The organism is Streptomyces milbemycinicus (assembly GCF_002154605.1).
Lineage (GTDB): Bacteria > Actinomycetota > Actinomycetes > Streptomycetales > Streptomycetaceae > Streptomyces > Streptomyces milbemycinicus.
In genome coordinates, this window is the sequence record NZ_MUNE01000348.1 from 1 (window position 1) to 9,793 (window position 9,793).

At 70.7% G+C, this 9,793-nt stretch carries 8 protein-coding genes; 4 read left to right on the forward strand and 4 right to left on the reverse strand.

The genetic code is table 11. The annotated features are described in order from the left end of the window. On the reverse strand, positions 1–1,016 hold a 1,016-nt coding region (locus CCN51_RS27200; protein ID WP_245881688.1), incomplete at its 3' end, for a TIGR04222 domain-containing membrane protein. A 5-nt stretch (positions 1,017–1,021) separates the two neighbouring features. Further along, positions 1,022–2,392, reverse strand: coding sequence for an MbnB/TglH/ChrH family RiPP precursor modification enzyme (locus CCN51_RS27205; protein ID WP_014175675.1), 1,371 nt, complete (start codon positions 2,390–2,392; stop codon positions 1,022–1,024). Positions 2,393–2,782: 390 nt separating this feature from the next. On the opposite strand from CCN51_RS27205, the gene CCN51_RS27210 reads away from it, so the two are divergent. Next, the gene (locus CCN51_RS27210) at positions 2,783–4,882 is read left to right on the forward strand and encodes a transglycosylase domain-containing protein (protein ID WP_014175674.1); all 2,100 of its coding nucleotides are present in this window, start codon (positions 2,783–2,785) and stop codon (positions 4,880–4,882) included. Here the strand turns inward: CCN51_RS27210 and CCN51_RS27215 are convergent. Beyond that, a complete protein-coding gene (locus CCN51_RS27215; RefSeq protein ID WP_014175673.1) occupies positions 4,866–6,128 on the reverse strand; it encodes a polysaccharide deacetylase family protein in 1,263 nt (420 codons plus the stop codon). The genes CCN51_RS27210 and CCN51_RS27215 overlap by 17 nt on opposite strands. Positions 6,129–6,399: 271 nt before the next feature. Here CCN51_RS27215 and CCN51_RS27220 point away from each other — a divergent pair, with 271 nt between their 5' ends. Continuing rightward, positions 6,400–7,521, forward strand: a complete 1,122-nt coding sequence (locus CCN51_RS27220) for a baeRF3 domain-containing protein (RefSeq protein ID WP_014175672.1) — start codon at positions 6,400–6,402, stop codon at positions 7,519–7,521. Between the two features lie 109 nt (positions 7,522–7,630). After that, positions 7,631–8,581, forward strand: coding sequence for a class I SAM-dependent methyltransferase (locus tag CCN51_RS27225; protein ID WP_014175671.1), 951 nt, complete (start codon positions 7,631–7,633; stop codon positions 8,579–8,581). A gap of 25 nt (positions 8,582–8,606) precedes the next feature. Here the strand turns inward: CCN51_RS27225 and CCN51_RS27230 are convergent, their stop codons facing one another. Further along, positions 8,607–9,443: an aminoacyl-tRNA hydrolase gene (locus CCN51_RS27230; RefSeq protein ID WP_014175670.1), complete on the reverse strand. Its 837-nt coding sequence runs from the start codon at positions 9,441–9,443 to the stop codon at positions 8,607–8,609. A gap of 38 nt (positions 9,444–9,481) precedes the next feature. On the opposite strand from CCN51_RS27230, the gene CCN51_RS27235 reads away from it, so the two are divergent. Next, positions 9,482–9,793: ATP-binding cassette domain-containing protein (locus tag CCN51_RS27235; RefSeq protein ID WP_143675902.1), on the forward strand; the 312-nt coding region annotated here is incomplete at its 3' end.

The window sequence follows — 9,793 nt, forward strand, 5'->3', positions numbered from 1 at the left end:
CCACCGCAACTGGAGCCGCCGCCACAGCTGGAGCCACCGCCCCCGCCACCGCAGCTGGAACCGGAGCCGGAGCCGCCCCCGCAGCTGGAACTGCCGCAACTGGAGCCGCCGCCCCCGGAGGTGCCGCACCACGAACTGCTGCTCCCACAGGACGTCGCGGACCCCGAGGAACTGGACGATCCGGAGGACGAGGAAGACCCGGCTGACGAGGCCGCTGCGGCGGTCTGGACGCGGTGCGCCTCCAGCAGCTGGTCCCGCAGCAGTTCGTCGGCGGCCAGCGCACCCACCCCGGCCAGCGCGACGGTCTCGGCCACCGACGCCATCCGCGCGCCGGTTCGGTACGGGGTGCCGTCCTGCGGCTCGGTCGATACGTAGGCGAGGTCCTGCCGGAACGCCGCCAGCGCCCGCTTCCCGGCCGCCGTGATCCGCTTGATGTTCACGGCGGCGCAGGCCACGCCGATCAGGAAGCCGGCCAACAGCGCCGGGAAGATCCTGAAGATCAGCGGAATCCCGGAGTACGATCCAAAGTCGTCCGCGGCGCTCGCCCAGATGCCCAGAAACACGCCCGCTACGGAGCCGAGCGTCTGAACGGCGGCCAGGCGCCGCCAGAAGCGCATCTTCTCCGGCCGCACCATCAGCCCGCGCTCCGCGAGCCGGTCGCCGATCGACTGCACCGCCGGATGGCGCATCAGCTCCGCGCGCAGCAGGGCGAGTCCGCCGTGCGGCGCGCGGGCGTGCACCTCCAGCAGCGCCTGCTCCACCGGGTCGCGTCCGACCGGCTGCCGCACCGAGACGACCCCGGGGCCGCCCACCGCCAGCCGCCCGTCGGTGTACATCGCGCAGATCACCGTGTCGGCCACCCGGCCCGGGCCCCCCTCCAGGAAGGCGGCTTCCAGCAGATGGTGCGCCCGGCCGTCCGTCACCGGGCCCGCCCCCTTCCGGCAGCGGGCCGTCCCCGTGATGAGCACCGCCGATGACGCGGCGACCGCCAGATTCACAAGAGTTGCTACGTACATCGTCATCACCTTCCGAGCAACGCGCGTCGGGCGGCCCGCGCCAGGCGCGCCGCGGGGCCGGGCCGTACCGGAGCGGGCCCCGACCGCTCCCGCCACCACTGCGTCAACTCCCGCCGCGCCGCGGGGTCCTCGGGCCGCTCGGCGGCCAGCAGATGCTCGGCGAACGCCAGGGCGTCGCGGCGGTAGCCGCCGGTCATCGGGCGGCCCCGCGCATAGGCCAGGAACGCGGGGCGGTAGTCCGCGCCCAGGATCCGTGGCAGCTCGGGGGCGACCTTCCCGACCACATCGGCCCGCTTGGCCGCCAGCGCCCGGCTCTGCACCCCCAGCCGCCGCCGGTCGAACCCCTCGGGTGCGGGAGCGCCCGCGACCAGCGAGGACAGCAGGGACGTCTGCGCGAGCGCGATCCGCTCCCGGGCGCCCTCCACGGCCTCTGACGCGGACACCGACCCGGCCGCCACCAAAGCCACCTGGGTCTCGGGCACCTCGGGCACCTCGGGCGCCTTGGGCGCGTCGGGGACCTCATGGACCTCGAGCACCTCGCGCGCCTCCGGAGCCGCCTTGGCCGTCACGGCCCGGATCGCGCCGAGTTCGGCCGCGAGCTCGTCGCCCGCGGGGAAGTTCTCGTCGCGCTCGAGCAGCACGCCGGGCGGCGTCGTGCGGGCGCACAGCTCGGCCAGTACGTCGAGCACCGGCTGGGTCACCGGGTGGGCGTGGCTGTCGTGCCACACCCCGTCCCGCTCGACCCCGCCCGCCACATGGACATAGGCGATGGCCGAGGTCGGGAGCTCGTCCAGGGCCGTGGCCGGGTCCTCGCCCCGGTTGACGTGGTTGGTGTGCAGATTGGCCACGTCGATCAGCAGCCGTACGCCCGTCCGCTCGACGAGCTCGGCGAGAAACTGCCCCTCCGTCAGTTCCTCGCCCGGCCAGGCGATCAGCGCCGCGATGTTCTCCAGGGCCAGCGGCACCGGAAGCGACTCCTGGGCGATGCGTACGTTCTCGCACAGCACGTCCAGTGCGTCGCGGGTGCGCGGCACGGGCAGCAGATGCCCGGCCTCGGCCGTCGGCGAGGCGGTGCGCGGGCCGCCCGCCCGTACGAACGCGATGTGTTCGGTCACCAGGGGCGAGCCCAGCGCCTCCGCCCGCTCGGCGAGCGCCGCGAGCCGCCCCGCGTCGGGCCGCTCGGCGCCGCCGAGGCCGAGCGAGACGCCGTGCGGGACAACCGTCGTTCCCCGCTCCCGCAGCCGCTCCAGTGCGTCAGGGAGGTGGCCTGGGCAGATGTTCTCCGCCACCACCTCCACCCAGTCGATGCCCGGCAGCCGCTCGATGTCATCGGCGATCTCCGGGCGCCATCCAATGCCGGTTCCGAGGCGCCTCATGGCTTCCCCCTCCTCGTCCGTCCCCTCGTCTGGGGGTGATGACCCCGCTGGAGAAGGACGAACCCAGCAGCGGTGCGGTTCAGAGGTTCATTTGAGCTTCGGGGGTTCACGCTCAAGTCCCGTGCGAGTCGCGCGTGCCGCACGTGATCCGCGTCGCGGAATATCATCACTGTTACAAAAATTTGGTGCTCTGAGGCGACAGATGTTCGGAAAGCATCATAGGGTCGTGTCGTCTTCGGGGGGACGGACCATCAGATCTTTGGCCGCGCCCCGCGCGCGGATCGTGGGGGACACGTGCAGGGCAGCAACAACGCTGGGGGCAGACACCGCCGTAAGGCACCGAGCCGCAAGGCGCCAACCATCAAGGTGCCATCCGTTAAGGCGCCCAACGTGTCGAGCCTCAAAGGGCGTTCGGCCTCGACGTGGTGGACGCTGCGCCGCTGGGCCGTCCGTGGTGCCAGGCTGGACTACCCCCGCGCGGGCAGGCGCGGCCCCCTGCGCTGGCTGCCCTCGTGGCGGCAGATGGCCATGCTCTTTCTTTTCTGCGTCGGCGGTCTGACCGGTGTGCTGAGCTATATGTATCTGCAGACCGACATCCCGGATGACCTCAACGACTTCGCCACCCAGCAGGACAATGTCTATTACTGGGCGGACGGTACGGAAATGGCCCGTACGGGACCAGTCAACCGGCAGGAAGTCCCGCTCGAAAAGGTCCCGGAGAAGGTGCAGTGGGCGGTGCTCGCCGCCGAGAACGCCAGCTTCTACTCCGACAGCGGGGTTTCGCCGAGCGGTGTGATGCGTGCCCTGACCCGGATGGTGACGGGGGGTGAGACCCAGGGCGGTTCCACCATCACCCAACAGTACGTGAAAAACGCCTATCTGAATCAGCAGCAGACCTTCTCCCGCAAGCTGACCGAGATGTTCATCGCCATCAAGCTGGACGACAAGATGAGCAAGGAGGACATCCTCGAGCGATATCTCAACACCAGCTGGTTCGGCCGCGGCACCTATGGCATTCAGCGGGCCGCCTACGCCTATTACGGCAAGGACGTCTCCCAGCTCAACCCGAGTGAGGGCGCGATGCTGGCGTCCCTGCTCAAGGGCGCCGGGACCTTCGACCCCACGGTCAGCGCCAAGAACCACCGCCGGGCGGTGGACCGTTGGAAATGGGTCCTCGACCGGATGGTCCAGATCGGCAAGCTCTCCAAGTCCGAGCGGGCCAAGTACACCAAATTCCCGGAGCCCAAGGCGCCCCCGAAACCGGAGGGGCTGACCGGCCAGGTCGGCTATCTCGTCGAGACGGCCAGGGCGTATGTGTCCTCCCACACCGACATATCCGACGCCGATTTCGACCTGGGCGGCTATCAGATACACACCACCTTCGAGAAGCCGAAGGTGAATGAGCTCGCCAAGTCGGTGGACAAGATGCGCGCGGGCCTCGACCCGAAGGACCGCAAGGAGGACCGGTACGTACGGGTCGGCGCCGCCTCCGTATCGCCGGACGGCCGTATCGCCGCGCTCTACGGTGGCCCCGGCTATCTGGAACAGGGCTTCAACGACGCCAACGCCTCCACCGTCCCGGCCGGCACGTCCTTCACACCCTTCGTCTACGCCGCGGCCCTGCGCGACGGCGTCCAGCGCGAACGCGACGGCGCACGCACCCCGGTGTCCCCGACCAGCGTCTACGACGGCAACGACAAGGTGGCCGTGCGCACGCCCGAGGGCCCGTACTGGGACCGCGGCGGACAGATCGTACGGGGCAGGAACGACGGAGACCGCTCGTGGGGGCAGGTGACCCTGCGGCAGTCGATCGTGGATTCGATCAACACCCCGATGATGCAGCTGGGCATGGACGTGGGCCTGGACCGGGTGCGCAAGGCGTCCATCGACGCGGGCCTGCTGCCCAGCAGCTTCGGCTCCCGGGTGCCCGCCTTCTCGCTCGGCACGGCCACCCCCAGCTCCATCCGCATGGCCAGTGCCTACGGGACCTTCGCGGCCGGGGGCCGGCACACCCCGCCGTACTCGGTCACCGGACTCACCCACCAGGGTGAGCGGGTGCCCCTCGAAAAGCAGCCCGCGACCCGGGCGTTCAGCCCGGAGGTGGCGGCGCAGGTGGACGACGCGCTGCACGGGGCGGTGCAGGGCGGAACCGCGCAGTCGGCCGCGGCGGTCGGCTCCGATGTGGCGGGCAAGACGGGTACCGAGCAGAACAACACCTCGTCGTGGTTCGTGGGCTATACGAAGGAGATGTCGACGGCCGTCTCGCTGTCGCGGGTGGATCCCAAGACCCAGGAGCTGCTGCCCCTGAACGGGCTGGGCGGATCCGGCACCTCCGGGACCACCGGAACCTCCGGGACCACCGGAACCCCGGGGGCCACCGGAACCCCCGGGGCCCCCGGAGCTGTCGGCGGTGCCACCTCGGGCACCGGATCCACCTACGCCATCGACATCTGGACGCGCTATATGAAGGCCGTCACTCCGCCTTCGTGAAGGTGGACCAGTCGGGCACCTGCGCCGGATCCAGCGTGCGCAGCTTCTCCAGGACCTTCGGGTCCTGGGCGTCCAGCCAGTCCGCGAGCTGCTTGAACGAGACGCACTCGACGTCCTCGCGGGGGCATACGTCCCTCATCACGTCCTCGATGGCCTGCATATAGATGCCGCCGTTCCAGGTCTCGAAGTGGTTGCCGATGAACAGCGGCGCCCGGCTGCCGTTGTAGACGCGCTCGAAGCCGTTCTTATAGCCCTCGCGGGTCAGCCGCTCCCACTCCGGGTACTTCGCCGGATCGCCCTCGGTGCTGTCGCCCGACTGGTTGTAGAGGAAGTTGAAGTCCATGGAGAGGACCTGCTTCTCGCTCTCGGGGTAGGGCACCAGCTGAAGCGGGAAGTTCCAGATGCCGTCGGTCTTCGACGGCCAGATCTGGAAGTCGCCGGGCGAACTCGCGTCGTACCGCCAGCCCATGGACTTGACGGCCGGGATCAGGTTCTTCTGCCCCTCCAGGCACGGCGCCCGGCCGCCCACCAGCTCCTCGTCGTAGTCGAAGGGCAGCGGGGCAACATCGGTGAAGCCGGTGTTGGTCTTCCAGTTCTTCACAAACGAGTACGCCTGCTCGGTCTCGCTCTTCCACTCCTCCGTGCTCCAGTCCTCGCCGCCCTTGGCGCCGCAGAAGTGGCCGTTGAAGTGGGAGCCGATCTCATTGCCCTCCTGCCACGCCCCGCGCAGCTGCTCCAGCGTCTCCCGGATGTGCTCATCGGTCGGGTAGGAGATCGCGGCCGAGCCCCGCTGGTGCTGCGGCGGCTGGTAGAGGTCGCTCTTCGACTTGGGCAGCAGATACATGCCGCTCAGGAAGAACGTCATCGTGGCGTCGCTTTCCTTGGCCACGTCGCGGAAGTGGGAGAAGAGATGGTCGCCGTTCTCCAGCGCCCCGTCCCAGGAGAAGACCACGAACTGTGGTGGTTTCTCCCCGGGTTTCAGCTTTTTGGGCTTGAGCTGCTTCGGCTGCGGCCCGGTGTACGAGGTGGAGCCGTCCCCGAGCACCTTGACCTTGCCGTCCCAGTCGGCGTACTTGCTCTTCTTTTTCTTCTTGATGCCGGGGGCGCCCGCGGACGGCGTGGGCGACGCACCGGCCACCGGCGCGTTCTCCGCGGGTGAGCCGTCCGCCTCGCCGCCCGGCAGCACCGCGAGCAGAACGGCGACGACGACGCCCACGGCGACCAGGGCACCCACGGGGCCCGTCACTCCATAGGCGTTCCTCGGCTGTAACGCCTTCAAAGCCTTCAAGGTCTTCAGCCCCTTCACGGGTCCCGCCCCCTGAGACAGTACAAACGTACGGCTCACCAGTATCACTGAAGAATTACCGTCTCTTCACACGGGCCCCGCGGCAAATCACACGGCCCCCGCATCAACCGGTCGCGTCAGCCGCCCGCGTGAACCGGCCGCCGCCCCGCGATGCGCCGCCGCCGGTCCTGGGTGATCCTGGATAAACACGTCAAAAGGCGAGAGGCAACGGATGCGTACCACCGGACTGACATCCCGCACGCTGACAGCCCTCCGCGCCAGGCGCCCCTACCCCGCGGTCACCATCACCCTGCCCACCCACCGCCGCGAGCCCTACCGCCCGGCGGACACCGTGCGGCTGCGCAATCTGATCGCCGAGGCCAAGCGCCGGCTGGAAGAGGATCCGGACGTTGAGCGCGAGGCCCGCTACGACATCAGCGGGCAGCTCGACCGCGCCATGGCCGACGTGGATCTGCGCGATGCCCTGGACTCGCTGGAGATCTGCGCGGCCAAGGGCGAATGGGAGGTGTGGGCCCTGCCGAGGACCGCACCCGAGCGCGTCGTCTTCAGCGACACCTTCCTGACCCGCAACCTCGTCGCCGCGCGCGAGCGGACCCGTCCCTACTGGGTGCTGGCCGTCTCGGTGGACCGTACGGTGCTGTGGCGCGGCAGCAACGGCAACCTGGTGGAGGAGCGGGCCGCGGGCTTCCCCCTGGAACCCGAGCCGACGTACAACGACGTCGAGCGCGAGGAGCGGGTCGGCAATGTGCCAGGACCGTACGACGACGAGGGCACCCGGACCTATCTGCGGCAGGTCGACACCGCCCTGGACGCCCTGCTGGCCACCGACCCGCGCCCGCTCTACCTGGTCGGCCTCGCACCCGCGCTGAGCCTCCTGGAGGAGGTCGGCTCGGCGGCGAAGATGGCCGTCAGCAAGGTCGTCAAGGGCGGGCTGACCAACGGCCCCGCCCGCGCCCTCGCCGACGCGCTGCACCCCGCCCTGCTGGAGCAGGCGGAGCGGCACACCGAGCGCGTCCAGGAGCGCATCGGGCAGGCGCAGGGGCGCCGCGCCTTCGCCGCCGGGCTCGAAGAGGTGTGGCAGGTGTGCAAGGAGGGGCGCATCGAACTGCTCGCCGTCGAGGAGCACTACCAGCGGACGGTGAGGGTCACCGGCGAGCACCTGACTCCGGTCGACACGGAGGAGATCTCGCCCGCCGAACTGGGCACGGCGGTGCTGGAGGACATCGTGGACGAGATCATCGAGACCACGCTGGACCGGGGCGGGGAGGTCGCCTTCGTCCCGGACGACTCCCTGGCGGCACATGAGCGCATAGCGGCGGTCCTGCGTTTCTGACGGGTCTTCGGTCACACAACGCTCACAGTGGGTACGACGCGATGTTGCCTGCCGCTGCCAACGTGGCGGCCCGTCCCCCCACCGCAAGCGACCGACCGAGGACAGCACCATGACGGCAACCGCCCCGCGCCCGGCGCAGCGACCCCGCACCCTCCACGAGGTCAAAGGCTGGTTCCCCAGCCTGGATCAAGTGATCTTCGACCGCTTCCTGTCCCGCCAGAAACGGCTGGGACAGCGCGGCGACCTGCTGGAGATGGGCGCCTATATGGGCAAGAGCGCCATCTTCACCGCCGGCTATCTGCGGGCAGACGAGCGCTTCACCGTCTGTGATCTCTTCGACGCGCCCGCGCCCGACGAGCGGAACGCGGCGGAAGCCCGAAAGTCGTACGCCACCCTGACCCGGGTCGCCTTCGAGCAGAACTACCTCGCTTTCCACGACGAACTGCCCGACGTCGTACAGGGCCCCACCTCCCTCGTCCCGGACCACGTCGCCCCCGACAGCTGTCGCTTCGTCCACGTCGACGCCTCGCATCTGTACGAGCACGTGGCGGGCGACATCGACGCCGCCCACACCGCGCTGGTGCCCGCCGGCGTGGTGGTCCTCGACGACTTCCGCTCCGAGCACACCCCGGGCGTGGCCGCCGCCACCTGGGAGGCGGTGTTCCTGCGCGGACTGCGGCCGGTGTGCCTGACCACCCAGAAGCTCTACGGCACATGGGGCGACCCCGAGCCGCTGCAGGAGGAACTGCTCGCGGACGAGGAGTGGCGCGCCGGGACGCACCTGAGCGTGCAGGAGATCGCCGGACAGCGGGTGCTGCGCTTCTCGGGCCGCCCGCCCAACCCGGCCGCTCCCCGGTCCCGCTACGCCCACGAGATCCGCGAGATCCGCGAGTCCGACACCGCGGCCGAGCCGGACCGTGCCGCGCCGTCCCCTCAGGCCGCGGGGTCTGCGGGGTCTGCGGGGTCCGCGCCGCGCCGCCGGAGCCCGGTGCGCAAGCTCGCGGCGGACGTCCTGCCGCCGGTCGTGACGCGCGCGATCCGCCGCCGGGGCGGCAAATAGTAAAGGGGCTGGTCAGGCGGGGTGATCAGAGCCCGTCCACCCGATGGCTCGGGCCGGGCCGGCGCAGGGCCGGGTGGTCCGCGACGACGGTGCACGAGCCGGGCGCGATCTCCGTGTACCCGGCGTCACGTACGACCGGCAGACCGGCGGCGACCAGCCGGGCCCACTGCTCCGCCGACGGGGTGCGCACCGACAGCGGGAAGCCCGCCGAGCGCCAGGCCGCGCGCGCGGCGTCGTCCAGCTCCCACCACGCGAGCTGCGTGCCGTGCCCGGCCTGCGCCATCGCCTTGCCCGCCGACATGGTGATCTCCGGATTCAGCCACAGCACCGGCTCGGCCAGGCCGGGCGCGGACGGCGGCTCGGGGTCGTCCAGGTCGGTGCCCGAGACCTGCAGCTTGGCCAGGTCCTTCGGCCAGCTGTCGAGCGGCACCGGAGGGAACACCCGTACCTCCGCCGCCGGCGGCCCGCCGTCCACAGCCGCCCGGCCGCCGAGCGTGATCCCCGGCAGCCCCTCGGCCCGCCGCCACTCCGCGCCCCGCGCCCGCCGCACGACCTTGCGGATCCGGGCGTCCTGCCAGCTCCGTACGGCCTCGGTCCACTCGCCGTCCGCCGCCGTCGCCCGCTCGTCCGACAGCAGGACGAGCACGGCGCGCGCCGCCGTCTCCAGGGCATCCGTACGGGCGGGCGGAGCGGCCTTCTCGATCCGCACCACCAAGGGCAGCACAAACTGCGGCGCTGCGTCCCGGTCGGTCTCTGAGTGCCGGAACGGACTGTTGCGAACGCGGTCGTCGGAGCTGGTGGGGGCGTCTGGACGGGTATCGGAGCTGGTCACGCGCCCCAGTGTGCCACCCGCGCCATCCATGCCCCCGGAACGGCCTCGACCGCATAGGGTCAACGGTTATGAGACTGCGTGGAGTTGGCCGCCGCTACGGTCTGCGAGGGGCATGGGTGCTGCGCGGCGTCGACCTGGAGGTGCGGCCGGGCTCGCTGATCCGGGTGACGGGGAGCAACGGCAGCGGCAAGTCCACCCTCCTGCGGCTCCTCGCCGGTATCGACGCCCCCACCACCGGCCGGATCACCGCCCGGCCACGCACCGCGTACGTCCCCGAGCGCTTCCCCGCGGACCTCCCCTTCACCGCCCTCGGCTACCTCACCCACGTCGGCCGCGTCCACGGCCTCGGCAGCACTGCGGCGGTGCGCGGCGCCGAGGAG

What these genes read in the sequence shown, in the direction of transcription:
- CCN51_RS27225 (WP_014175671.1), top strand. Translation starts at nt 7,631, where the DNA reads ATGACGGCAACCGCCCCGCGCCCGGCGCAGCGACCCCGCACCCTCCAC.
- CCN51_RS27205 (WP_014175675.1), bottom strand. Translation starts at nt 2,392, where the DNA reads ATGAGGCGCCTCGGAACCGGCATTGGATGGCGCCCGGAGATCGCCGAT.
- CCN51_RS27220 (WP_014175672.1), top strand. Translation starts at nt 6,400, where the DNA reads ATGCGTACCACCGGACTGACATCCCGCACGCTGACAGCCCTCCGCGCC.
- CCN51_RS27230 (WP_014175670.1), bottom strand. Translation starts at nt 9,443, where the DNA reads ATGGATGGCGCGGGTGGCACACTGGGGCGCGTGACCAGCTCCGATACC.